At 71.5% G+C, this 22,715-nt stretch carries 14 protein-coding genes and 3 pseudogenes; 7 read left to right on the forward strand and 10 right to left on the reverse strand.

The window, feature by feature from the left end; translation table 11 throughout:
• Nucleotides 1-27: 27 nt before the first annotated feature.
• From ACTWQC_RS09795 to ACTWQC_RS09810, 4 genes are all read right to left on the reverse strand, one after another.
• On the reverse strand, nt 28-2,256 hold the full coding sequence (locus ACTWQC_RS09795; RefSeq protein ID WP_443315200.1) for a xanthine dehydrogenase family protein molybdopterin-binding subunit: 2,229 nt from the start codon (nt 2,254-2,256) through the stop codon (nt 28-30).
• Nucleotides 2,253-3,248: an FAD binding domain-containing protein gene (locus tag ACTWQC_RS09800; protein ID WP_443315201.1), complete on the reverse strand. Its 996-nt coding sequence runs from the start codon at nt 3,246-3,248 to the stop codon at nt 2,253-2,255. Before ACTWQC_RS09800 ends, ACTWQC_RS09795 begins: the two co-directional genes overlap by 4 nt.
• 12 nt (nt 3,249-3,260) lie before the next feature.
• On the reverse strand, nt 3,261-3,785 hold the full coding sequence (locus tag ACTWQC_RS09805) for a (2Fe-2S)-binding protein (RefSeq protein ID WP_443315202.1): 525 nt from the start codon (nt 3,783-3,785) through the stop codon (nt 3,261-3,263).
• Nucleotides 3,786-3,877: 92 nt separating this feature from the next.
• Nucleotides 3,878-5,770 (reverse strand): SpoIIE family protein phosphatase, encoded by a 1,893-nt coding sequence (locus tag ACTWQC_RS09810; RefSeq protein ID WP_443315203.1) that lies wholly within the window; start codon nt 5,768-5,770, stop codon nt 3,878-3,880.
• Between the two features lie 93 nt (nt 5,771-5,863).
• Here ACTWQC_RS09810 and ACTWQC_RS09815 point away from each other — a divergent pair, with 93 nt between their 5' ends.
• Both ACTWQC_RS09815 and ACTWQC_RS09820 read left to right on the forward strand, forming a co-directional pair.
• On the forward strand, nt 5,864-10,150 hold the full coding sequence (locus ACTWQC_RS09815) for a HAMP domain-containing protein (RefSeq protein ID WP_443315204.1): 4,287 nt from the start codon (nt 5,864-5,866) through the stop codon (nt 10,148-10,150).
• Entirely contained in the window at nt 10,147-10,863 is a 717-nt protein-coding gene (locus ACTWQC_RS09820) for a response regulator (protein WP_443315205.1), read from the forward strand. Before ACTWQC_RS09815 ends, ACTWQC_RS09820 begins: the two co-directional genes overlap by 4 nt.
• Here the strand turns inward: ACTWQC_RS09820 and ACTWQC_RS09825 are convergent.
• Nucleotides 10,860-13,322: a SpoIIE family protein phosphatase gene (locus ACTWQC_RS09825; RefSeq protein WP_443315206.1), complete on the reverse strand. Its 2,463-nt coding sequence runs from the start codon at nt 13,320-13,322 to the stop codon at nt 10,860-10,862. The genes ACTWQC_RS09820 and ACTWQC_RS09825 overlap by 4 nt on opposite strands.
• 464 nt (nt 13,323-13,786) lie before the next feature.
• Between ACTWQC_RS09825 and ACTWQC_RS09830 the strand changes: the two genes are divergently transcribed.
• Nucleotides 13,787-14,707 carry a DMT family transporter gene (locus ACTWQC_RS09830; RefSeq protein ID WP_443315207.1) on the forward strand — a complete coding sequence of 307 codons (921 nt, stop codon included), beginning with the start codon at nt 13,787-13,789 and terminating at the stop codon, nt 14,705-14,707.
• A gap of 255 nt (nt 14,708-14,962) precedes the next feature.
• On the opposite strand, the gene ACTWQC_RS09835 is transcribed toward ACTWQC_RS09830, so the two are convergent.
• The gene (locus ACTWQC_RS09835; RefSeq protein WP_443315208.1) at nt 14,963-17,419 is read right to left on the reverse strand and encodes a SpoIIE family protein phosphatase; all 2,457 of its coding nucleotides are present in this window, start codon (nt 17,417-17,419) and stop codon (nt 14,963-14,965) included.
• A gap of 130 nt (nt 17,420-17,549) precedes the next feature.
• Between ACTWQC_RS09835 and ACTWQC_RS09840 the strand changes: the two genes are divergently transcribed.
• On the forward strand, nt 17,550-17,978 hold the full coding sequence (locus ACTWQC_RS09840) for a YchJ family protein (RefSeq protein WP_443315209.1): 429 nt from the start codon (nt 17,550-17,552) through the stop codon (nt 17,976-17,978).
• A gap of 4 nt (nt 17,979-17,982) precedes the next feature.
• Here ACTWQC_RS09840 and ACTWQC_RS09845 read toward each other — a convergent pair.
• Nucleotides 17,983-18,174, reverse strand: a pseudogene (locus tag ACTWQC_RS09845) (anhydro-N-acetylmuramic acid kinase); the annotation flags it as partial.
• Between ACTWQC_RS09845 and ACTWQC_RS09850 the strand changes: the two are divergent.
• Both ACTWQC_RS09850 and ACTWQC_RS09855 read left to right on the forward strand, forming a co-directional pair.
• Nucleotides 18,082-18,708, forward strand: coding sequence for an NUDIX hydrolase (locus tag ACTWQC_RS09850; protein WP_443315210.1), 627 nt, complete (start codon nt 18,082-18,084; stop codon nt 18,706-18,708). The pseudogene ACTWQC_RS09845 and the gene ACTWQC_RS09850 overlap by 93 nt on opposite strands.
• Before the next feature lie 259 nt (nt 18,709-18,967).
• Nucleotides 18,968-19,870: an alpha/beta fold hydrolase gene (locus ACTWQC_RS09855; protein WP_443315211.1), complete on the forward strand. Its 903-nt coding sequence runs from the start codon at nt 18,968-18,970 to the stop codon at nt 19,868-19,870.
• A 186-nt stretch (nt 19,871-20,056) separates the two neighbouring features.
• Here ACTWQC_RS09855 and ACTWQC_RS09860 read toward each other — a convergent pair.
• A pseudogene (locus tag ACTWQC_RS09860) lies at nt 20,057-20,430 on the reverse strand (MFS transporter); the annotation flags it as partial.
• A gap of 51 nt (nt 20,431-20,481) precedes the next feature.
• Here ACTWQC_RS09860 and ACTWQC_RS09865 point away from each other — a divergent pair.
• On the forward strand, nt 20,482-21,357 hold the full coding sequence (locus tag ACTWQC_RS09865) for an LLM class flavin-dependent oxidoreductase (protein ID WP_443315212.1): 876 nt from the start codon (nt 20,482-20,484) through the stop codon (nt 21,355-21,357).
• A 106-nt stretch (nt 21,358-21,463) separates the two neighbouring features.
• Here ACTWQC_RS09865 and ACTWQC_RS09870 read toward each other — a convergent pair.
• Both ACTWQC_RS09870 and ACTWQC_RS09875 read right to left on the reverse strand, forming a co-directional pair.
• Nucleotides 21,464-21,667: pseudogene (locus tag ACTWQC_RS09870) on the reverse strand (ABC transporter ATP-binding protein); the annotation flags it as partial.
• A gap of 159 nt (nt 21,668-21,826) precedes the next feature.
• Nucleotides 21,827-22,705, reverse strand: coding sequence for a hypothetical protein (locus tag ACTWQC_RS09875; RefSeq protein ID WP_443315213.1), 879 nt, complete (start codon nt 22,703-22,705; stop codon nt 21,827-21,829).
• Between the last annotated feature and the right edge of the window lie 10 nt (nt 22,706-22,715).

Below are 22,715 nucleotides of genomic sequence, written 5' to 3' on the forward strand. Positions count from 1 at the left end.
GGCCGAGCCACACGCGCGTGCCACCCATCAGAGCAGCATGTCCTCGACGGTGATGGGCAGCTTCCGGAAGCGGCGGCCGGTGGCGTGGTGAACGGCATTGGCGATCGCGGCGGCTGCTCCGACCTGTCCGACCTCGCCCACGCCCTTGACGCCCAGCGGATTCACGACGGTGTCCTCGACCTCGACGAGTTCGACGTCGACATCCGGCGCATCCGCGTTGACCGCGACCAGGTACTCGCCGAGGCCGGAGCTCGCCCAGCGGCCGGTGCGCGGCTGCATGGAGTTGGCCTCCAGAAGCGCCTGGCCGAGGCCCCAGAGCATGCCGCCCATGAGCTGGCTGCGGGCCGTCCTGGGGTTGAGCACCCGGCCGGGAGCGAAGGCGCCCGTCATCCGCCGCACCCGGACGACTCCCAGCTCCGGGTCCACCGCGACCTCGGCGAACTGCGCGCCGAAGGTCATCATCCCGTACGGGACGTCCTGGCCCGGCGGGCTCCAGGATCCGTAAGCCTCGGCATCGGGCTGGAAGTTGCGCTGCAGGAGGCCGGCGTACGACTCGGATGCGGTGCCGGCGGTCATGACACCGCCGCGTACGACGACGTCCGACGGATCGGCCCCGTGCAGCGGGGAACCGAGGTCCGCGACGGCCTGGGCGATGAGCTGATCGCGCAGCGCGGTGGCGGCGGTGTGGACCGCGGCGCCGATCATGCCGGAGCCCGCGGAGCCGACCGCGGCCGCGATGTTGGGCAGGTCGGTGTCCCCGTTCTCGAAGCGGCATCGGTCTGCGGGCAGGCCGAGTGCCTCGGCGGCGACCTGGGTCATGACGGTGGCCACACCGGTGCCGAACTCCGGGGTTGCGGCCTGCACGACAGCGGTGCCGTCGGCGTAGATACGGGCGCGGGCGCGCTGCGGGTTGCTGGGCGGGTGGACCGGGTAGGCCGCGGTGGCCATGCCGGTGCCGAGCAGCCAGTTCCCGTCGCGCCGAGAGCCGATGTGCGGGTCGCGGTCCTGCCAGCCGAAGCGGGCGGCGCCGCGCTCGTAGCACTCCTTGAGGCCGCTGCTGGACCAGGGGTGGCCGGTCATGGGGTCGACGTCGGTGTGGTTGCGCAGGCGCAGTTCGAGCGGGTCGAGGCCGAGCCGCTCGGCGAGCTCGTCCATGGCGCACTCGAGGGCGAACACACCGGTCGCCTCGCCGGGCGCGCGCATGAAGGTCGGCGTCATGGTGTTGGCCCGGATGAGCCGGTAGACGCCTTCGTAGTTGGGGCAGGCGTAGAGCTGCGAGGCGCCGCCGAGCGAGGGTTCGGCCCAGTGGTCGAAGTGCGAGGTGGGCGAGAGCTTGTGGTGCCGCAGTGCCGTGAGGCGGCCGTCGCGCGTGGCGCCCAGGGTGATGTGCTGTTCCTGCTCCTCGCGGTGGCCGGCCGAGGTGAACATCTGCTCCCGGGTGAGCACGAGCTTGACCGGCCTTCCGACCTCCCGGGCGGCCATCGCGGCCAGCGCCGGATGGTTGTGGATCATGGCCTTGGAGCCGAAGCTGCCGCCGACGTAGTGGCCGATGACGCGGATCTTCGACAGCGGGATCCCCAGGAGCCGGGCGACGGTGATCTGGGTGGCGTTGACGCCCTGTGTCGTGTCGTGCAGCACCAACTCGTCGCCGTCCCACTGAGCGGTGGTGGCGCAGGGCTCGATGGGGTTGTGGTGGTTCGCGGCGCAGGTGAAGGCGGCGTCCAGCCGGATCTCCGCCTGTGCGAGGCCCGCCTCGACGTCCCCGCGCTCGATGCGGGCCGGCAGGAAACCGCCGAAGATGGCCTCGGGCTCGTACGCCTGGTCCCGGCCCTGCTCGATGGTGGTGACCGGCGGACTCTCCTCGTAGGAGATGCGCAGCAGGCTCGCCGCGTGCTGGGCCCGCTCGTAGGTGTCGGCGACGACGATCGCGACGTGCTGGCCCGCGTAGTGCACGGCCTCGTCCTGCATGGGGAAGAACGTCTGCCCGGGCGCGGCCGTGCCGGCCAGCGACGGGATCAGCGGCGGCTGCGACGCGATCTTCGGCAGGTTCTCATGGGTCAGTACGGCGAGGACACCCTCCTCGGCCCGGGCGGCGCTCGCGTCGATGGCGGTGATGCGGCCGGCGGCGATGCGGGAGCCGACGAGGTAGGCGTACGCCATGTCCGGGACCGGGATCTCGGCGGAGTAGCGGGCGGCGCCGGTGACCTTGGGGCGGCCGTCCACGCGGTCGAGGGGTTGTCCGATGACCGTGGTCATGCGGGGCTCCCGTTCCCCGTGAGCGTCTCGAGGGCGCGTACGAGTGTGCGCTGAGAGAGTTCGATCTTGAAGGCGTTCATGGGGGTGGGCCGGGCGACGGCCAGCTCCACCCGGGCGGCGTGGGCGAAGTTCTCCCGCTGCGCGGACGCCCCGATCAGGAAGTCCTCGGCGTGCATGGCCCGCCACGGCTTGGTGGCCACACCGCCGAGCGCCAGCCGTATGTCCGCGATCGTGCCGTCCACGATGGACAGCGCGGCCGCCACCGAGGCCAGGGCGAACTCGTAGGACTCCCGGTCGCGGACCTTCACATACAGCGAGTGCCGGGCCACGGGCATGGCGGGCACCTCGATCGCGGTGATCAGCTCGCCGTGCTCCAGCGGGTGCTCGCGGTGCGGGGAGTCGCCAGGCAGGAGGTAGAAGTCGTCGATGGGGTAGGCCCGTTCGCCGCCGGGGCTCTGGGTGTGCACGCGCGCGTCGAGCGCCATGAAGGCCACGGCCACGTCGGAGGGGTGCGTGGCGATGCAGTGCTCGCTGGTGCCCAGCACGGCGTGTCCCCGGCTGAAGCCCTCGATCGCGGAACAGCCGGTCCCGGGCTCCCGCTTGTTGCAGGGGGACTCCGCGTCGCGGAAGTACGAACAGCGCACCCGCTGCAGCAGGTTGCCGCCCATGGAGGCCATGTGGCGCAGCTGCGCGGACGCTCCGAGCTCCAGGGCCTGGGAGATCACCGGGAAGCGCTCGCGGACGAAGGGCGACGCGGCGACCTCGCTCATCCGGGCCAGGGCGCCGATGCGCACGCCTCCGTCGGGCAGGGCCTCGATGCCGGTCAGGGGAAGGTCGTTGATGTCGACGAGCCGGCGCGGGGTGAGGACGTTCTGCCGGAGCAGATCGACCTCGGTGGTGCCGCCGGCCAGGTAGTCGCTCGTGGGGTCGGCGCTGACGGTGGCGACCGCGCCGGCCGCGTCGGTCGCGCGGGAGTAGGTGATGGGCCGCACGGTACGGACTCCCTAGGCTTGGTCGCGGACGGCGCGGATGGCGGCCCGGATGTGCGGGTAGGCCGCGCAGCGGCAGATGTTGCCGCTCATCCACTCCTTGATCTCGTCGTTGTCGGCCGCGTGGCCCTCTTTCAGGAGCGCCACGGCGGACATGATCTGGCCGGGCGTGCAGTAGCCGCACTGGAAGGCGTCCTCGGCGATGAAGGCCCTCTGCATGTCGTGCAGTTCACCGCCCTCCGCGAGCCCTTCGATGGTGGTGACCTCCCGGCCTTCGCAGGTCATCGCGAGCGTGAGGCAGGCGAGCACCCGGGCCCCGTCGACCCACACCGTGCAGGCGCCGCACGTGCCCTGGTCGCAGCCCTTCTTCGCCCCGGTCAGGTGCAGGTGCTCCCGCAGGGCGTCGAGCAGGCTGACACGCGGCTCGATCTCCAGGGCGTGTTCAACTCCGTTGACCGACAAGGTGACCCGGACCGGGCCCGGACCGCGTTCCTCGAGTGTTCGGCCACGTTCCGTGAGCGCCGGACCGCGTGCAGACATAAGGCACCTCCGTAAGGCTCCTCTTCATGCTCGTATGCCTGCATAAAGGTCGCAAACCGTACCTCAGGGCAGAATCAGCCCAGGTCAACCGGTCAACGGCCCGCCGCCCGGTCAGCGCCGGGTCCGGGCGACTGGGCCGGCACCGGACCGCGTACCGCATGCAGCACCAGCACCGCGAGGTCGTCCTCGAGCGGCTCGGGGCCGAAGTCGTGCGTCACCTGCCGCACCCGCTCCGCCACGGCCATGGCGCTCATCCCGGCGCACCCGCGCAGCACCTCGGACAGGCCGTCGTCGTCGTCCAACTGCCGGTTTCCGTTGCGGCGTTCGGTCACGCCGTCGGTCACGCACAGCAGCGTCTCGCCCAGCGCGAGGTCGAAGGAGTTGGCGGTGAACCGGGTGCTCCTGTCGATGCCCAGCAGCATCTGCGGATCCGCCGCGGGCTCGACGCTTCCGTCGGCGAACAGCCTCAGGGGCAGCGGGTGGCCCGCGCTCGCGAGGGTGCAGCGCGCGCCGCCCGCGACCAGGTCGGGCTCGAGCTCGCCGTACAGCAGGCTGAGGAACCGCGGATTCACGTGCTCGCCGCCGTACGCCACGGCCTCCGCACTCTCCTCCGCCATCGCGATGTTCAGCCGGTGGAGCACGGACTCGACGCCGTGGCCCTCGCGGGCCAGCAGCCGTACGAGGTGCCGGGCCAGGCCCGTCACGGACATCGCCTCCGGATCCTTGCCCTGGACGTCTCCGAGCATGAAGCCCCAGCGACGGCCTCCCATCGGGAACAGGTCGTAGAAATCGCCGCCGACGGTCTGATGCTCGCTGTACGGCTCGTAGACGATCGCCGATTCCACGCCCGGGACGCTCGCCAGGGAGGGAGGGAGCTGCCTGCGCTGGAGCGCCCGGCTGATCGTGGTCTGCTGGGTGTACTGACGGGCCGTCACCACCGCTTGCCCCACCAGCCGCGCCACGTCCTCGACCTTGCGCATGACCGTGTCGGTCATCTCCTCCCTTCCGGCGCGGCCGAGCAGCATCACGCCCTGGCAGGCTCCGCCCGCGACGAGGGGGAAGGCCAGCGCCGAGCCGACTCCACCGCCCCCGGGCCAGGGCCAGGGGAATCCCGTGGTGCGGAGACTGGCAGGCGGCGGGTTCTTCTCCAGCAGCGGGCGCAGTGCGTCGATCAGCCGCTCGTCCATGTGCCAGATGCGGGAGAGCCGCATCCTGCCACCGTCGCTGCTGAGCCACACGCCGCACCAGTCCGCGAGCCTGGGGACCAGGAGCTGCCCCGCGAGCGCGGCCACCATGTCCTGGTCGAGCTGCCCGGCCAGCAGCTCGCTGGCCTCGGCGAGGAACGACGGTCCAATGCGGTCGACCCGCCTCCCGGTGCGATCGCGGCGGACCGGCGCCTCGGCAGGCGCGGGGGCCGTCGCGAAGCGCGCATCGCGGCGGTCCTCGCCGCCGGCCGGCCCGCCGGCCTCCCGCTCACCATCCCCGGCCACCAGGCGGAACCACACGGTCTTCGCCGTGGGCCGGTACGTCACGCCCCACGATTCGGCCAGCGCGCCTACCACTTGGAGGCCCAGGCCGCGCCTGCCGTGCCGCGCGTCCGGCCCCCGGCTCACCGGGCTGGACGGGTGGTGATCCACCACCTCGACCACCACCCCCACGGGGCCCTCCTCGGCCAGGGGCGCCTCGCCGGCCGGCTCCCCCACGAGCAGCGGCGAGGCGACAGGCCGGTGTCCGGCTTCCAGCCGGCAGACGACCTCGATCTCGGTGCCGGCGTGTATCACCGCGTTCGTGACCAGTTCGTCCACGAGGAGCACCGCGTCGTCCACCAGCCGGTCGGTGATCGCGTCCGACGAGGAGTCCCACGGGGCGGCTCGTTCGATCAGCGCGCTCCGCACGAACGTACGCGCCGCCGAGGCCGCGAGGCGGTCGGCTGGCAACCTCGTCCGCGCCTCGGACACCTGCTGGTACGTGGGCGAGAGCTCCATGGGCACCTCGGACGCTTACCGGCAATTTCGTCTCTTTTGACGGTCTTATACTAGGACACGCCTGTATGCGTAGATCACGGAGAATGGGCTGTTATGGCACTCGATCCGGCCCCGCCTGTTTCAGCGTCCACCGCCAGTCGGTCCCCGGCCTCCCCAGGCCCCCCAGACTCCGCCCCGGCTGAGGCGTGGGTAAGGGCAGCAGATCTGCGTCCCCTGCTCACGGCGATGAACTCGCTGTGCGACGGAGATTTCACCGTTCGTGTCGACGGCGGCGGCGAAGGTGTCGTGGCCGAGATGACCGGGGTGTTCAACCAGATCGTGGCGCGCAACGAGCATCTGGCCGCCGAGCTCCAGCGCGTACGGCGCGAGATGGTGCGGCAGGGCAGGCTCGACGAGCGGATCGCACCGAGCCCCGGCCAGGGAGGCTGGGCGACGAGCGTGGAAGCCGCGAACACGCTGATCGACGCACTGGTGGTGCCGGTCTCGAACGCGACGCGGGTGCTGGACGCGGTCGCCGACGGCGACCTGACCCAACACGTGGACCTGCACGCCGGAAACCGGCAGCTCCGCGGCGATCTGCGCCGCCTCGGACGCGGAGTGAACCGCATGGTGGACCAGCTGTCACGGTTCACCGGCGAGGTGACGCGGGTGGCCCGCGAGGTCGGCACCGAGGGCCGGCTGGGCGGCCGGGCCAAGGTCCAGGGCCTGTCCGGCGACTGGCGCCACGTGACGGAGGCCGTCAACACCATGGCCTCGCGGCTGACGGCGCAGGTGCGCGACATCGCGGTCGTCACCACGGCGGTGGCGCGCGGCGATCTGACCCAGCAGGTGACGGTGGAGGCCACGGGCGAGCTGCTCGAGCTGAAGCTCACCGTGAACACGATGGTCGACCAGCTGCGGGCGTTCGCCGACGAAGTGACGCGCGTGGCCCGCGAAGTCGGCACCGAAGGGCAGCTGGGCGGGCGCGCCCAGGTACGCGGCGTCTCCGGCGTGTGGAAGGACCTCACCGACAACGTCAACTTCATGGCGTCGAACCTGACCTCGCAGGTACGCAACATCGCCCAGGTGACCACCGCCGTCGCCAACGGTGACCTCAGCCAGAAGATCACCGTGGACGCGAAGGGCGAGATCCTCCAGCTCAAGAGCACCGTGAACACGATGGTCGGCCAACTCTCCGCGTTCGCGGACGAGGTGACGCGCGTGGCCCGCGAAGTCGGCACCGAAGGGCGGCTCGGCGGGCGCGCCCAGGTACGCGGCGTCTCCGGCGTGTGGAAGGACCTCACCGACAACGTCAACTTCATGGCCGACAACCTCACCTCCCAGGTCCGCAACATCGCCCAGGTCGCCACCGCGGTCGCGGAGGGTGACCTCGGCAAGACGATCACGGTCGAGGCGAAGGGCGAGATCCTGGAGCTGAAGTCGACGATCAACACCATGGTGGACCAGCTGTCGGCGTTCGCGGACGAGGTGACCCGCGTCGCCCGCGAGGTCGGCACCGAAGGGAACCTGGGTGGTCAAGCCCAGGTCAGGGGCGTCTCGGGGGTGTGGAAGGACCTCACCGACAACGTCAACTTCATGGCGCTGAACCTGACTTCCCAGGTCCGCAACATCGCCCAGGTGACCACCGCCGTGGCCGACGGCGACCTGTCGAAGAAGATCACGGTCGACGCGCGCGGCGAGATCCTCGAGCTGAAGGACACGGTCAACACCATGGTCGACCAGCTGCGGGCGTTCGCGGACGAGGTGACCCGCGTGGCCCGCGAAGTCGGCACCGAAGGAAACCTGGGCGGGCGCGCCCAGGTACGCGGCGTCTCCGGCGTGTGGAAGGACCTCACCGACAACGTCAACTTCATGGCCGACAACCTCACCTCCCAGGTCCGCAACATCGCCCAGGTCGCGACCGCCGTCGCCCAGGGCGACCTGTCGAAGAAGATCGACGTGGACGCGCGCGGCGAGATCCTGGAGCTGAAGACCACGATCAACACGATGGTCGACACGCTCTCCTCGTTCTCCGCCGAGGTGACCCGCGTGGCGCGCGAGGTCGGCAGTGAGGGGCAACTGGGCGGCCAGGCCCGCGTCGAGGGCGTCTACGGGACCTGGAAGCGGCTGACCACGAGCGTCAACGAGCTCGCGTCGAACCTCACCACCCAGGTCCGCGCGATCGCCGAAGTCGCCAGCGCCGTAGCCCAGGGCGACATGTCGGGATCCATCTCGGTGCAAGCCGAGGGCGAGGTCGCCGAGCTGAAGAACAACGTCAACCTCATGGTGGCCAACCTCCGCGAGACCACCCGCGCCAAGGACTGGCTGGAGTCCAACCTCACGCGTATCGCGGGCCTCATGCAGGGCCACCGCGACCTGGTCGAGGTCGCCGACCTGATCCTGCGCGAGCTGACACCGCTGGTGAACGCCCAGTTCGGCGCGTTTTTCCTGGCCGAGGCGGGCGCCCAGCCGGGCCAGGGGTTGCAGTTCATCGCCGGATACGGCACCGACGCGGCCGGCGGCAGCAGCCGCGGGGCCGCGTCCGGCACGGTGGGGCGCGGGCTGGTCGCCCAGGCCGCGCTGGAGAAGAAGCGGATCCTCATCACCGATGTCCCGCCGGACTACATCACCGTCAACTCCGGGCTCGGCGCCGCACCGCCCGCCAGCATCGTCATCCTGCCGATCCTCTTCGAGGACGAGGTGCTCGGAGTGATCGAGCTGGCCTCGTTCAGCAAGTTCAGCGAGGTCCACCTGGCCTTCATCGACCAGTTCGTGAACACCATCGGCGTCTCGATCAACACGATCATCGCCAACTCCCGTACGGAGTCACTGCTCTCGGAGTCCCAGCGGCTGACCACCGAGCTGCGCAAGCGCACCGACGAGCTGCAGCGCTCCAACGCCGAGCTGGAGGAGAAGGCCGCCCTGCTCGCCACCTCCTCGCAGTACAAGTCGGAGTTCCTGGCGAACATGTCGCACGAGCTGCGCACCCCGCTCAACTCCCTCCTGGTCCTGGCCCGGCTGCTCGCCGACAACCCGGATGAGCGGCTGTCCGAACAGGAGGTGCAGTTCGCGGCCACCATCCACCGCTCGGGCTCGGACCTGCTCCAGCTGATCAACGACATCCTGGACCTGTCGAAGATCGAGGCGGGCCGGATGGACGTGCACCCGAAGAAGCTGCCGCTGACCAAGCTGCTCGACTACGTGCACGCGACGTTCCGGCCGCTCGCCCACGACCGCAAGCTGACCTTCGAGGTGTCGGTCGGCGACGACGTGCCGCGCGAGCTGTACTCGGACGAGCAGCGCCTCCAGCAGGTGCTGCGCAACCTGCTGTCCAACGCGGTCAAGTTCACCTCGTCCGGCGGCGTGGACCTGCGCGTCGAGCGCGTACCGGGAGCCGGCTTCGAGGAGGAGACCCTGCGGAACGCTGAGGCCGTCATTGCGTTCTCGGTCGAGGACACCGGGATCGGCATCCCGCCGGAGAAACTGCCGGTGATCTTCGACGCGTTCCAGCAGTCCGACGGCACCACCAACCGCAAGTACGGGGGCACCGGGCTCGGCCTGTCCATCAGCCGCGAGATCGCCGGGCTGCTCGGCGGCCGGGTCACCGCGGAGAGCGAGCAGGGCGTCGGCTCCCGGTTCACGCTCTACGTTCCCTCCCACTACCCCGCCGCGGCCTCCGCGCCCGATCTTGCGGCGCTGCGCCCGGCGGCCACCACCGTCGCGGCGCCACTCCCCGCGCAGGCCGCACCCTTGCCGACCGCGCCGCCGACCACCCCTCCCGACTCCAGACCGGGCCCCGCATCCGGCACCGGAAGCGACCTGACCGGCCGGGGAACACGGGCCGCCGACCACCGTGAGGACACCTGGCCGGAGACGACCCGGCTCACCGAGTGGGTCTGCGGACGCCCGGGCCGTCTGCTGGCAGGGCGCCAGATCCTCATCATCGACGACGACATCCGGAACGTCTTCGCGCTCACGCATGTGCTGGGCCGCGTCGGCATCACGGTGAAATACGCCGAGAACGGCCGCGAGGGACTCGAGGTCCTCGACCGGTCTCCGGACGTGTCGCTGGTCCTGATGGACATCATGATGCCCGAGATGGACGGGTACGAGACGATCCGCGCCATCCGGGACACGCCACGGCTCGCCGACCTGCCGATCATCGCGCTCACCGCCAAGGCCATGCCGGGCGACCGCGAGAAGGCGATCGACAGCGGCGCCTCGGACTACGTACCCAAGCCGGTGGACGTTGACCGCCTGCTGTCGGCGGTCTGCGGCGTGCTCGACACCAAGGACGCCGGGGAAGCGGACGATTCCGAGGAAGCCGGGAAAGCCGGGGAATCCGGGAAGCCGGAGACACCCGGGACGGACGAAGAGAATCCGCCGAGGCAGGGCACATGAGCACTCCCGCATCCGACAAGTCCAGCATCCTCATCGTCGACGACATGGAGGAGAACCTGGTCGCGCTCGAAGCCGTACTCGGCTCACTCGACCAGTACGTCGTCCGCGCGCACTCCGGAGAAGAGGCCCTCAAGGCCATGCTGCGGCAGGAGTTCGCGGTCGTGCTGCTCGACGTCCTGATGCCCGGAATGGACGGCTTCGAGACCGCCGCCAGCATCAAGCGCCTCGACCAGACCAAGGACGTGCCCGTCATCCTGCTGACCGGCACCGATGCCGACACGGACTACGCCTACCGGGGCTACGCGGTGGGCGCCGCGGACTTCCTGACCAAGCCCTTCGATCCGTGGCTGCTGCGCACCAAGGTCAACGTCTTCCTGGAACTGCACCGCAAGAACCGCCAACTCGCCGCGCAGGCGGAGCAGTTGCGGCGGCTGCTGGTCGGCGAGAAGCGGCCCGCGGAGCCGGCGCAAGCGGTGCGGCCGGCCGGGCCCGCGGAGGAGGCGGCGCAGGAAGCGGAGGAGCAGCCCCCGCCCGCGGGCCAGGAGACGGCAGCGGAAAGCGGGGAACGGCTGACGGAGATCGCCGAGCGGCTGGCTCAGATCGAACTCCAGCTGCGGGATGCGGAGGGCAAGGAAACCGGCGTGCTCGCCGACCGTATCTCCGACGTGGAGCGCGTGGTCGACGCACTGCGCGTGGGCGGCCGGAACGCTTAGCGACCACGTGCCGCCCAGGGGGCGCGGGTGAGCGGCTGTTCCGCCCAGATGGTCTTGCCCTCGGGGGTGTAGCGGGTGCCCCAGCGGGCAGCGCACTGGGCCACCAGGAACAGACCGCGTCCGCCCTCGTCCATGCCCCGCGCGCGCTGCAGGTGCGGCGAGGTGTTGCTGCAGTCGGAGACCTCGCAGATCAGGCTCCGGTCCCGGATCAGCCGCAGACGGATCGGCCCGGCGCCGTAGCGGACGGCGTTGGTGACCAGTTCGCTGACGATCAGTTCTGTGGTGAATACCGAGTCGTCGAGGCCCCAGGCGGCCAGTTGCCGGCCGGTGCGGTGCCGGGCGTCGGCGACGACGGCGGGATCGGCGGGCAGATCCCAGGAGATGACGTCGTCGCTGCCGAGAGCGCGGGTGCGGACGACGAGGAAGGCGACGTCATCGCGGGGGCGGTCCGGCAGGAGCGTGCGGACCATGGTGTCGGAGATCTCCTCCAGCGGGCGGTCGGGGTGGGCCAGCGCGAAGAAGAGGCGCTCGAAACCGACGTCCACGTCCCGGTCCGCCGCCTCGATGAGACCGTCGGTGAAGAAGGCGACGACACTGCCCTCCGGGAGCTCCATCTCGGCGGACTCGAACGGCAGGCCGCCAAGGCCCAGCGGGGGCCCCGCGGGGATGTCGGGCAGCTCCACGGGAGCTTCGAGATGGGCGATCGCGGGGCTGGGGTGGCCGGCGCGGGCGAAGGTGGCCCGGCGCGAGATCGGGTCGTATACGGCATACAGGCAGGTCGCCCCGATCACATCGCCGCTGTGCGGGGACTCGGCCTCCTCCACCTCCTCGGAAAGCCGGACCACCAGGTCGTCGAGGTGCGCCAGGAGTTCGTCCGGCGGCAGGTCGAGGTCGGCGAGAGTGTGGACGGCGGTCCGCAGTCGCCCCATGGTGGCCGCCGCGTGCAGGCCGTGGCCGACCACGTCGCCGACGACCATCGCCACCCGCGCGCCGGAGAGCGGGATGACGTCGAACCAGTCGCCCCCCACGCCGGCCTGCATGTCGGCGGGCAGATAGCGGTACGCGGCCTCCACGGCGCTCTGTTCCGGCAGATCGCGCGGGAGCAGGCTGCGCTGCAGCGTGAGGGCCGCGTTGTGCTCATGCGCGAAACGGCGGGCGTTGTCGATACAGACGGCCGCACGGGCGCCCAGCTCCTCCACGAGCAGCAGATCGTCCTCGTCGAAGGGATCCGGGTTCTTCCACCGGACCACGGTGGCCACGCCCATGGTGATGCCGCGGGCCCGCAGGGGCACCGCCATCGCCGAGTGCATGCCGAGTTCGCGCATCCGGGCCTCGCGGACGGGGTCCTGGGCGATCCACCGGGCGGAAAGATCCACCACAGCTCTCAGCACCGGACGACCGGAGACCAGGCACTCGATGGGCGCCCACCCTTCCGGGTAGCTGGTCGGCTCACCGGGCTCGACGACGGCCTCCGGGAGGTCCTCCTGGAGTGAACGGTGCGCGACCCGGCGCAGCGGCTCCGTCGCACTGACCGGCCCCGGACGCAGTTCCTGCATACGGACCACCGCGTCCAGCAGGTCGACGGACACGAAGTCGGCGACCCGCGGGACGAGCACCTCGGCCAGTTCCTGGGCGGTCCTGTCGAGGTCCAGGGTGGTGCCGATCGACCCGCTCGCCTCGTTCACCAGGGCGAGCCGCTGCCGGGCCCGGTAGTGGCTGGTGACGTCCAGGACCGTATGGCACAGCCCCAGAACCTCGCCCGAGGCGTCCTCGAGGCGGTAGGACGAGCCGGACCTGACCCGGTTGTGACGGGGGAAGGAGGGGTCGGCGCGGACCGGCCCGATCGTCTCGTGGGTCTGCCGGGGCTCGCCCGTCTCCAGGACGCGCCGGGCCTCGCGCTGGAGGACGTCCGCGTCGAGACCGGGCACCACCTCTCCGAGCCGGTGGCCCATGTGCTCCCGGGCGGGCACGCTGTCCATGCGCTCCAGCGCCGGGTTGATCAGCAGGTAGCGCAGATCGGGATCGACGACCGCCATGCCGATGGGCGACTGGGTGAACAGTCCGCGGAACACCGCCTGCTCGCGTTCCCAGGCGCGCAGCCCGGCCACCTCGGTGACGACGACCAGCCAGCTGGGCTTCTCGACCGTCCCCCACAGCGGGCAGGCCCGGAACGCCAGGTCCATCAGGCGGCCGTCACGGTGGCGTACGGCCACCAGGCCGCCGCGCCCCTCGCCGTCCCGCCGTCCGTCGGAGAGGGCGGTCGGCAGAGCGCTGCCGTCGTCGAGCACCTCCGCGAGGGGACGGCCGACCATCTCCTCCGCGCGGTACCCGAGAAGCTCCTCGGCGCCCGGGCTCCACCGCTCGACCACTCCGCTTTCGTCCACCACTACGGCGGCCGCATGCGTCACATCGAACGGGCTTCCCAGGCCCCCGCTGGGCTCCGCCTCGGATCCGCTCATGGTCGCCCGCCCATCCTGTGTAGCGTTTCGTCCCCTGTAGCGTTTCGCCCCATTTGTTCCCTACTCACTCCCTACGTCGATCCGCAGAGAACGGCAACGGAGAGGGTCGGCCGGGCTTCCTCCAGCGCATGATGAGCGCCCCCTGGAATCTGCGCAATACACGCAATCGCGAGCTGCCCGTATTGCGCATATCGCGCAATTAGTCGGTCAGGTCGGCGGAGCGGCCGGAGGGCACGGCCCGATCCAACCTGTAAGCGATGCTACGCCGTCCTTCAACTTTTTCTCGCTTGTGCTATCAGTTCGCCTGCCTCAGGCTGCCGTTGAAGACGACTGGAGGGATCGGTGCTGTGAGACAGCGTTTCGGATCGAGGCCGGCAGAGGATCATTCGGACGCAGGAAGCCGGGGCGCCGGAAGCCAGGGCCCAGGAAGCCGCATCAACGGTCTCGCGCTCGCCGCGGCAGCGGTGACCGTGGTGCTGTGGGCGTCGGCCTTCGTCTCGATCCGCAGCTCGGTGGGCCACTTCGGGCCCGGCGCCCTCGCCTTCGGCAGACTCCTCGCGGGAGCCGTCGTGCTCGGCGTCGTTCTGGTGGTCAGAGGAGGCGGACTCCCGCCCCGCAGGGCGTGGCCCGGCATCGTCACCTCCGGCGTCCTGTGGTTCGGCGGATACATGGTCGCACTGAACTGGGGCGAGCGTGAGGTGGACGCGGGCACGGCCGCCATGATCGTCAACGTCGGGCCGGTCCTGGTCGCGCTCCTCGGCGGCTGGCTGCTCAAGGAGGGCTTCCCGCCCAGGCTGTTGGCGGGAATCGCCGTGTCGTTCCTCGGGGCTGTCGTGGTGGGACTGTCCATGTCCGGCGGCAGTACGTCGTCGTTCGGCGGGGTTCTGCTCTGCCTGCTCGCGGCCGTCGCGTACGCGGCGGGCGTGGTGAGCCAGAAGCCCGCTCTCGCCTACGCCACGCCTCTCCAAGTGACGGCCTTCGGCTGCCTGATCGGGGCCCTGGTGTGCCTGCCCTTCGCAGGCCAACTGGTCTCGCAGATCGCCGAGGCCCCGCTGTCCGCGACGCTGAACGTCGTCTATCTGGGCGTCTTCCCGACCGCTCTCGCCTTCAGCACATGGGCCTACGCGCTGTCCCGCACGACCGCCGGGAAGATGGGCGCGTCGACCTACGCGGTGCCGGGCCTCGTGGTCCTCATGTCCTGGATCTTCCTCGGCGAAGTCCCCGGCTGGCTCACGCTCTTCGGCGGCCTTCTGTGCCTGGGCGGGGTCGCGGTCTCCCGTATGCGCACCAGGGCGCGTACGGGCAGGAGGCCGGCCGCGGCGGAGGCGACGGCGAGCGGGCCGGCGGCCGGCGAAGGCCGGCCGACCGCGGACCTGGGAGGGTGACCCCGGGGCCCACCACCGTCGTCTCCGCCCACCTCACAACCTGTCAGCCCGCTCGCAGCGGCCACGACGAGAAGTGCCGGCGCCAGAACGCTCTTCGCCGCGCCTCTGCTCGGCTTCCATGCCATCTCTCTCAACTCCGTGGGGTGTTCGGCCCTGCCGCCCGAAGTCAACGGCCGGCGCGCGGGACCGGTTCACCCCGCGGACGCGGAACCGGTTCACCCCCCGGGCGCTGACCGGTTCACCCCCGGACAGTGATCAGCCGAGAACGCTTTCGTCCAGGGTCTGCTCCGCCCAGATGGTCTTGCCCGCGGCGGTGTGGCGGGTTCCCCAGCGCCGGCTCAGCTGCGCGACGAGAAGGAGCCCCCGGCCTCCCTCGTCGGTCGTGCGCGCGTGCCGCAGGCGAGGGGAGGTGCTGCTGCCGTCGGACACCTCGCACATCAGCCCCCGGTCCCGGATCAGGCGCAGCCGGATGGGGCCGACGCCGTACCGGATGGCGTTGGTCACCAGCTCGCTGACCAGCAGTTCGCTCGTGAAGCCGATCTCCTCCAGGCCCCATTCGGCGAGCTGCCGCGCCGTGCGGCTGCGGGCGTCGGCGACGACGGCCGGGTCCGCGGGCAGGTCCCACGAGGCGACCCGGTCGGCGCCGAGCGCATGTGTACGGGCGACGAGCAGGGCCACGTCGTCGTCGGGCCGGCGGTCCGCGTCGATCATCGAGTCGATCACAGCGGCGCAGATGTCCTCCACCGGCCGGTCGGCGTGCGCCCGGGAGAGCGACGCCAGCGACTGGGACAAGCGGTCCGCCCCGGCGCCGACGTCGTGGGCGTTCACCTGGAGAAGGCCGTTGGTGAAGAGGGCGAGCAGGCTCCTCTCGGGCAGCTCGACCTCGAGAGCCTCGAACGGCAGGCCGCCCAGGCCCAGCGGCGGCCCTGCCGGCAGGTCGGGGAAGTCCACCGCGCCGCCGGGCGTGACGATCGCCGGCGCGGGGTGCCCGGCCCTGGCGAGACCGCAGCGCCGGGTCACCGGGTCGTACACCGCGTACAGGCAGGTGGCCCCCAGCACCGCGGTGTCGCCCGCCACGCCGGTGCCGGTCTCCTCCGCGCACAACCGGATGGCCAGGTCGTCGAGATGAGCCAGCAGCTCGTCCGGGGGCATGTCCAGATCCGCCAGGGTGTGCACGGCGGCACGCAGCCGCCCCATGGCGGCCGCGGCGTGCAGCCCGTGCCCGACGACGTCACCGACCACCAGTGCCACACGGGAACCGGACAGCGGGATCACGTCGAACCAGTCCCCGCCGACGCCGCCGCGCTCACCCGCCGGCAGGTAGCGGTGGGCGACTTCGGCCGCGGTCTGCTCGGGCAGCGCCTGCGGGAGCAGGCTCCGCTGCAGCGCCAGCGCGGAGGCGTGCTCGCGCGTGTAGCGGCGCGCGTTGTCGATGCAGACGGCCGCCCGCGCGACGAACTCCTCCGCCAGGACCAGGTCGTCCCGCTCGAACGACTCGGGCCGCTGCCACCGGTAGAACGCGGCCGCCCCCAGCGTCACCCCGCGTGCCGCCACCGGCACCACCATCGCCGAGTGGATCCCGAAGTCCCACATCTTCGCGGCCCGCAGCGGGTCGTCCTCCGCCCACAGGCCCGCGGCGAAGACCGGTTCCAGCGCGGAGCGCCCCTCGCGCAGCGCAAGAACCAGCGGTGCTGACGGGGCGTATCCGACCGGCTCGCCGACGGCGACCGACGCCTCCGGGCAGCCCTCCCGGACGGACTGCTGCCCGCTGCGGACGAGAGGCACATCAGGGCCGAGCGGCCCCGGCTCCTGTTCCTCCCCCTTGACGACCGAGGCGAGCAGATCGACGCAGACGAAGTCGGCGAGCATGGGTACGGCCACTTCGGCCAGCTCCTGTGCGGTACGCCGGACGTCCAGGCTGTTGCCGATACGCGTACTGGCGTCGTTGAGGATCGCAAGCCGCTGCCGGGCCCGCCAGCGGTCGGTGACGTCGACGACGATGTAGCACACGCCCAGAACGCCGCCCTCCGCGTCGTCGAGCCGGAAGAACGACGCCGAGTAGGCACGGTCCTGCTTGGGGTATGCCTCGGTGCGACCCCTGAACTCGTAGTCGATCACGGCCTCCCCGGCCTCGAGGACCTGGCGCATCCGGTCCTCGAGGTCCGCGGCGGGCAGGTCCGGCAGGACCTCGCTCAAGCGCCGGCCGAGGCGCTCCTCACGCGCCAGTCCCCCGCTGGCCACCAGCGCGTCGTTGAGCCAGATGCAGCGCAGGTCCCTGTCCACCACGGCCATGCCGACCGGCGCCTGGGAGGGCAGCTGGTCGAGCAGCGAGCGCTCCTCGGTCCACCACGGCATCCGGGCCACGTCGAAGGCCATCACCATCCACTGCGGCTCACCCTCCGGACCGGTGATCGGGCAGACTCGCGCGCCGACGTCGACGCGCCGCCCGTCCCGGTGCCGGACGGCCAGCAGCGTGTCCCGGTCGGTATCCGCCAGGAGCCGGTCGAGGCCGCCGCCCGGCGGTCCCCTGTCGTCCTCGTGGACCAGCACGGACGCCCCAGGCCTCCCCAGCACGGCCTGCGGCGCGTAGCCGAACATCCGCTCGGCGGCCCCGCCCCAGGAGACGATCGTGCCGTCCTCGTCCAGCACCGCCACGGCCACAAGCGGCGTACCCAACCGGCCCTGCGTCATCGCGGCATCGGAAGTGCCCATGGTCAGCCATCCGATTTGTGCGGCTCCAGCACGTCCATCTTCCCGCCCCCGGCCGGGGGCGAGCCACCGGAGGACACGGATGGTGTCGCCGTATGTCCGCAGCGCGGCGCGCGTGGCGGACAATGACGGAATGTCCCGTCGCAGCTCACGCCCCCAGCGGGGCCCCGTCACGACCGCCACCTCGCCGTGCCCCTGCGGGCGGGCGGCCGCGTACGGCGACTGCTGCGGGCGGCTGCACGCCGGAGAGGCCGCCGCCCCCACCGCCGAGGCGCTGATGCGCTCCCGCTACAGCGCCTTCGCGGTCCAGGACGAGGCGTACCTGCTGCGGACGTGGCATCCCGGCACCCGCCCGCCCGGCGTCGGCTTCGAGCCCGGGATGCGGTGGCTGGGGCTGGAGATCCTGGAGACCACCGAGGGCAGCGCCTTCCACACCTCCGGCACCGTGACCTTCCGCGCCCGCTACACCCACCGCGGTCGCCCCGGCGAACTCCACGAGAAGAGCCGCTTCGTCCGGCACGACGGCGCGTGGGTGTACGTGGAGGCGCTGTTCGCGCCGTGAGGTCTCAGCGCGGCGAGATCTCCAGCCGGACCCGGGCTGTCTCCCGCGGCGCGGGCAGCCGCAGACCGCGGCGGCCCGGTGTGATCGAGCCGAGGATGCTGGGATGGCGCGCGCCGGTGCACGTCGGTACGGTGCCGGCCAGTCCGTGGACCGTCAGGTACCCGAGGACCGCGAATGCCTGGGCCGCTTCTTGATCGACAGCGGTGTCACGCTCTGGCAGGGTGAGCCGGTGCGGATACCCAGACAGGCAGCCAGAGTCGCCGTGCTGGACCCGACAGGGTCGGTCTTCATGTTCCGATATGACAACGAGGAAGTCGGCGTCCACTGGGCGATGCCGGGCGGTGGCATCGATCCGGACGAGACGCCGCTGCAAGCGGCCGAGCGCGAGTTGCGCGAGGAGACCGGGTGGACCGACATCGAGCTCAGCGGCACTGTGCTGTGTGTTTGGGAACACGACTTCACCAGAGCCGGCGTTCCTGTGCGGCAGCGCGAACACATCTTCCTCGCGCATGGCCCCCATCGTGACCCCGTCGGTGACCTCACTGCCGCGCATGCTGCGGACGGGATCCTCTGTTGGCGATGGTGGTCGCTGGATGATCTGTCCGGTGATACGGAGCCGTTGTGGCCGCCGCAGCTGCCGGAATTGCTCGCTTGTGTGCGGAGAGATGGTCCGCCAGTGACGCCGATTGACCTCGGGTATGTGCGGAACGGAACCGTCAGCCCCGGCTGACTGGGCCGTGTATCTCAAGGACCTTGGCGCCGGCACGCTCGCCACGGCTTCACCATCACGTGGCCCTCATGCGTCCAGCGTCGATCGGCGCCGGTGACCGCTGCCACTGAATCCGGCCCCGGGAGGAGGACCTGATCTGGTAGGCCCCGATTGGACGGCGATCGGCCGGTCACCGACCCGGTTGCAGTTCGGGTTCGTGTTCCTGCGAAGATCGGTTCGGTGGCGGCCGGGCCGAATCGCCGTTGGGGGGGAGAGTCGTATGGGTGCGGGCACACACATGGGTTCGTTCATCGGCGACGAGGCGCGGGCGCGCTTCCTGGCCGCGTACGACCGTGCCATGGAGTACTGGCCGGGCCCGCGCCGGCAACGGGACATCCCAACGCGCGTGGGCACCACCCGCGTTTACGGCTACGGCGAGTCCGACGGCATCCCTCTGGTACTGCTGCATGGTCAGAATGCGACACCGGCGGTGTGGGCGTCGAGCGTCGCAGCGTTCGCCCGGGACCACCCCGTCCTGGCCATCGACCGAGTGGGCGAGCCCGGTTACAGCACGCAGACCGCCCCGATCCGTACGGCGGACGAGATGGCCGACTGGTTGGAAGAGGTCCTTGAAGGGCTCGGTGTGGACCGTGCGCACCTGGTCGGGCTCTCCTACGGCGGCTGGGTGGCGCTCAATCAGGCCACACGCTCCCCCGGCCGACTCGCCTCGGTCACCTTGGCCGAACCGGTGCGGGCTCTGGCCCCGCTCAGGCCGGGTTTCGTCCTGGGGGCCGTTGCCGCCATGGTGAGCGGCTCCGAGGGCTTCCGGCGCCGCTGGTTCGACAGGCTCGTCGGTGATCCGGGCGAGACGGCGGAGGCCGCAGAGGCGCAGGCAAGGGTGGCCCTGGAGGCCATGCACGGCTTCCGGGGGCGGCTGATCCCGCCGCAGAGGATCCGCGACGAGGAGTTGAGGTCGGTCACCACACCTGTTCTGCTCCTGCTGGGCGGCGACAGCCGAGCCACCGACGCCCGCCGCGCACAAGCCAGGGCCCGCCGACTCCTGCCGGCCGCCCGGATCGAGGTCGCCCCGGGGGCCGGGCATGCGATACCGGTGAAGGTGATGAACAGCCTGGTGCCCGCGTTCCTGCACGACATCGAGACCCGCTCCGGCGGCCGGGCCTGACGCCGCCCTGGGTGGCAAAGCCACCTGCCCCCGAACTCGAACCCGGGCCGGATTCGCTGAGCTTGACGTTCAACATCCCAGGGCTCAACAGGGCCTCAGTCTTGGCCCTGACCACTTCGCCAGCGGTGGCCTCGGCCGCGTCGGCGGTCCGGACCGTCTCCTGCTTGCCGGACGCGCCGGACGCCTCCCGGGACCGCCGGAACGCGAGCGCCTCCTCCAGCCTCAGCCGCAGCCACAGGGCTGCGAGCCCCATGGGCGGCGTCAGCAGGAACGGCAGCCGCCAGCCCAGGCGTTGAGGTCGGATTCGGTCAGGGCGGTCGCCGGCAGCGCTGCCGCGCCCGCGCCCCCGAGCAGGCCCAGCGCCACGGTGAAGGACCGCCACGACCCGTACAAGCCGCGCCTGTCCGGCGGTGCGAACTCCGTCATGACCGATACGGCGCCGCCGAACTCGCCCCCGGCGGAGAGCCCTGCAGGGCGCGCAACAGCGTGAGCAGCCACGGCGCGGCGGGGCCCAGCGTGGCGTACGTGGGGAGCAGGCCGATCAGCGTGGTGGCGCCGGTCCTGGCCGCGCCGCCCACGCTCCGGCCCCGGCGCCGCCTAGGGTTCGGCCCATGACACTCCCTGTGCTGTTCGGCGCGAACATCGATCCCACCTGGGCCGATCCGCAGGCCCCGGAGCGGCTGGCACGTCTGGTGGACGACGCCGGGCTGGACTTGGTCACCGTGCAGGACCATCCGTACCAGTCCGCGTTCTACGACACCTGGACGCTCATCAGCTATCTGGCCGCACGGACCCGGAGCATCACCTTCGTCCCGACCGTGGCCAATCTGCCGCTGCGCCCTCCCTCGATGCTCGCGAAGGCCGCCGCCAGCCTCGATGTGCTGACCGGTGGCGGGCGCGTCCAGCTCGGGCTCGGGGCGGGCGCCTTCTGGGACGCCATCGCCGCGATGGGCGGGCCGCGGCGGGACCGCAGGGAGGCCGCGGACGCGCTGGAGGAGGCCGTTGAGGTCATTCGCCTGATGTGGAGCGGGCAGCGGTCCGTCCGCTTCGAGGGAGAGCACTACCGCCTGGCCGGTGTCCACCCGGGGCCCGCTCCCGGCCCGGACCTGGGGATCTGGCTCGGCGCGTACGGGCCGAGGACCATCCGGCTGACCGGGGCGCGGGCCGACGGGTGGCTGCCGTCGCTCGGCTTCCTCGGCCTTGACCGGCTCGGGGATGCGGTCGCTCAGCTGGACAGGGGCGTGGAGGAAGCCGGCCGGGACCCGGCGGCGATCCGCAAGGTCTACAACCTGGGCGGCATCATCGGCCCCGAGTCCTCCGCGCCCTTTCAGGGGTCGGTACGGCAGTGGGTCGACCAACTCGGTTCCGTCGTACGGGATTTCGGCATGAACGGGTTCGTCTACTGGCCCGCGGACGACCATGAGCGGCAGCTGGCGCTGTTCGCGGAGGAGGTCGTCCCGGCTGCCCGTGCGGCCCTCGGGGCCTGAGCCGGCCGGACGGTCCTTCCGGCCCGATAGATCGCGCGGCTCGTCCTGCGAAACGGCCGGCCCCGTCACTTCGGAGCGGCAGGCTCCGCTGATCACGCTCCCCGGCGTCCGCCGCCGGGGAGCGGTGGTCGAAAGCGGTCAGCGGGTCGCGGGTGACGGGTGCTTTACCACCGCCGCGCGTACCCCGAAGACCCCTCCGGCAGCTCGGGGTGAGAACGTCGCGCGGAGTCCCGGAGGCGGCGACGGCGCCGTCGTGCAGCACGTGCAGGCGGTCGCACAGGGAGGCGGCGGCGTTCAGAACGGAGACGGAGCGCATCTACTGCGCCGCCTCCACCTTGCCGGGTGGATCGTGCCGACGATCCACCGCACGGTGTCGGGGTTGCCGCCCCCGACCGGGCCGGCCTGCGCCGGCCGGTCGAGGTAGTCGGCCCACGGCCGCAGGGAGTTCCCCGCCTCCAGGCGGAAGGGGTCATCGCCCGGCAGCGAGCACGCTCCGCGGCCGGGGCGCCTGGCGGTCCGGCCGCGCGAGCAGCCCGAAGACGCGGTGCGCCGCGCCGGTTCCCCGGCGTACGACGAGCAGCGCGGTGACGGCGGCCGCGACGGGGACGCCGAGCCACCAGCCGAGCAGATGAACGAGGACGCTGGCGGCCACGGCTGTACCCAGCGCCACGCCGAAGACGGCACCGAGCACGGCACCCACGATGCGGAGCCGGCCCGGTGCCGCGGCGGCACCCGGCTCGCGCCGCCCGGGCCTGAGCCAGGACACCATCAGCGTCAGCATCACCGGGACGAGAACGGCTCCCATCCCGTACAGCGTCAGGGCGACCGGCGAGCTCAGCCAGTCGCCCGCGCGCGACAGGGCCTCATCCGGACCCGGCCGGCTCGGCCAGGCCGCGAACACCTCCCGGTCCGCGGAGAAGAACCGCTGGTACCCGCGCCCGTCCCAGCCGTGGACGAGGATGAAGAACATCCCGAGGTAGCCCACTCCCGCCTGGAGGAAGGCGGCGTAGACCCGGCCGGAGGCGATCAGCCGCGCCGCCACCCAGTAGCCGAGCACGCCCTGACTCACGTTGGTCGCGGCAAACAACGCGACCAGCCAGGCGGGCAGCGAACCGTGCCCACGCGCCACCTGCATCGTCTCCCAGTCGGGGAAGCCCCACAGCAGCCATGCGCCGCTCGGTGCGAAGAGCACCGCGCAGTAGAGGGCGGTGGCCATGAGGTGAGGGTCGGACCAGGACCACCGGGCAGCGCCGTCGGCGCTGCGGGCCCTGCTGCGGAGTTGGTGGGCCGCGGCCGTCGCGAAGCTCGCGCCGATGCCGTACGACCAGAAGACGTCGACCTGGACCATCGTGCTCCCC

It is taken from the genome of Streptomyces sp. 8N616, assembly GCF_052246385.1.
Lineage (GTDB): Bacteria > Actinomycetota > Actinomycetes > Streptomycetales > Streptomycetaceae > Streptomyces.

Excerpts from the sequence above, each read along its gene's own strand:
- ACTWQC_RS09875 (WP_443315213.1), bottom strand. The coding sequence starts at position 22,705 with ATGGTCCAGGTCGACGTCTTCTGGTCGTACGGCATCGGCGCGAGCTTC.
- ACTWQC_RS09850 (WP_443315210.1), top strand. The coding sequence starts at position 18,082 with ATGGCGCGCGCCGGTGCACGTCGGTACGGTGCCGGCCAGTCCGTGGAC.
- ACTWQC_RS09820 (WP_443315205.1), top strand. The coding sequence starts at position 10,147 with ATGAGCACTCCCGCATCCGACAAGTCCAGCATCCTCATCGTCGACGAC.
- ACTWQC_RS09835 (WP_443315208.1), bottom strand. The coding sequence starts at position 17,419 with ATGGGCACTTCCGATGCCGCGATGACGCAGGGCCGGTTGGGTACGCCG.
- ACTWQC_RS09805 (WP_443315202.1), bottom strand. The coding sequence starts at position 3,785 with ATGTCTGCACGCGGTCCGGCGCTCACGGAACGTGGCCGAACACTCGAG.
- ACTWQC_RS09795 (WP_443315200.1), bottom strand. The coding sequence starts at position 2,256 with ATGACCACGGTCATCGGACAACCCCTCGACCGCGTGGACGGCCGCCCC.
- ACTWQC_RS09855 (WP_443315211.1), top strand. The coding sequence starts at position 18,968 with ATGGGTGCGGGCACACACATGGGTTCGTTCATCGGCGACGAGGCGCGG.
- ACTWQC_RS09815 (WP_443315204.1), top strand. The coding sequence starts at position 5,864 with ATGGCACTCGATCCGGCCCCGCCTGTTTCAGCGTCCACCGCCAGTCGG.
- ACTWQC_RS09810 (WP_443315203.1), bottom strand. The coding sequence starts at position 5,770 with ATGGAGCTCTCGCCCACGTACCAGCAGGTGTCCGAGGCGCGGACGAGG.
- ACTWQC_RS09840 (WP_443315209.1), top strand. The coding sequence starts at position 17,550 with ATGTCCCGTCGCAGCTCACGCCCCCAGCGGGGCCCCGTCACGACCGCC.
- ACTWQC_RS09865 (WP_443315212.1), top strand. The coding sequence starts at position 20,482 with ATGACACTCCCTGTGCTGTTCGGCGCGAACATCGATCCCACCTGGGCC.
- ACTWQC_RS09825 (WP_443315206.1), bottom strand. The coding sequence starts at position 13,322 with ATGAGCGGATCCGAGGCGGAGCCCAGCGGGGGCCTGGGAAGCCCGTTC.